The organism is Caballeronia terrestris (assembly GCF_001544515.1).
GTDB lineage: Bacteria > Pseudomonadota > Gammaproteobacteria > Burkholderiales > Burkholderiaceae > Caballeronia > Caballeronia terrestris.
On the sequence record NZ_FCOL02000466.1, the window covers coordinates 1 to 1,134 of the forward strand.

Here is a 1,134-nt window from a genome sequence, read left to right on the forward strand (position 1 = left end):
GGTCATACACCCACGCACCCGCGCGCGTAAGCCGGTATTGGCGCGTCACGACCTCGAGATTGGCGCGCGCTACCTTGAGCGCGTTCGCTGCGTTATCGATTGTGTCCCTGCTGACCGCCTTCGAGTCGATTTCGAACGCGCGTTGCTGTTTATCGAATTGATCCTGGGACATCTTGAGGCTCGCGGCAGCGGCACCGACTTGCGCATTCGCGATATCGAGGGTCTCCGGACGCGGCTGCGATTTCAGCTCATCGAGCAGCGTCGCCGCAGCGTCGGCCTGCGCCGCGAGTTGGGCCGCGTTCGCGCGCTGCACCGAGTTTTCGATGGTCAACAGCACCGTCCCTGAGCGTACCTGCTCCCCTTCATGCACGAAGATGCGCGTGACAGCACCCGTGACATCTGGGTAGATGCTTACGTTTTCCCCCGCCGGTTGGTCACTTTCAACGATCCCGTTCGCGTAAACGCCACGCGTATAAGGGTTCGATGCAGGGTTGAACACCGGTGGCTGGGGTGGCTGCTGAATCCCGTACACGTATGCCGCCAGGATACCGGCTAGAAATCCCACGAACGCCATCGCGAACACGATCTTTGTCTTCATCGCGCCCCGCCCCGCTCGATATGAGTCAGGCGGCCATCCTCCATATGCGGTCGGCATACTCGAAGATGCGGCTGTCGTGCGTGACGATCACAATGCAACGATGCTCATTGAGAACGTGATGCTTGACGAATTCGATGATGTTGCGGCCCGTATCGCCATCGAGCGACGCAGTGGGTTCGTCGAGAATCAGGATGTCCGGTTGGCTCACGATCGCGCGCGCGATGGCCACACGCTGCTGCTCGCCTCCAGAGAGCTTCACAGGTGTCAATTGGGCTCGGCTCGTCAGTCCCACGATCTCGAGGTATTTAAGCGCCTCGGCGAGCGCATCGTCCCAGGCGCGCCGCTTGAGGATAAGCGGAATAGCAACGTTCTCGGCTGTCGTGAGACGTCCAAAGAGGTGGTAATCCTGAAACACGAATCCGATGCGGTTCAGCCGAAAGTCGGCGATCGAATCGTTCGGCTGCTTCCACAAATCCGTGCCATCCACGATCACATCGCCCGAGTCCGGTCTCAGGATGCCGGAGATTACACTCAAC

At 59.9% G+C, this 1,134-nt stretch carries 1 protein-coding gene and 1 pseudogene; both read right to left on the reverse strand.

Annotated features, from left to right (window positions below; genetic code table 11):
- On the reverse strand, positions 1 to 598 hold a 598-nt coding region (locus AWB67_RS38295; RefSeq protein WP_125477893.1), incomplete at its 3' end, for an HlyD family secretion protein.
- Positions 595 to 1,134, reverse strand: a pseudogene (locus tag AWB67_RS38300) (ABC transporter ATP-binding protein); the annotation flags it as partial. The pseudogene AWB67_RS38300 and the gene AWB67_RS38295, both read right to left, overlap by 4 nt.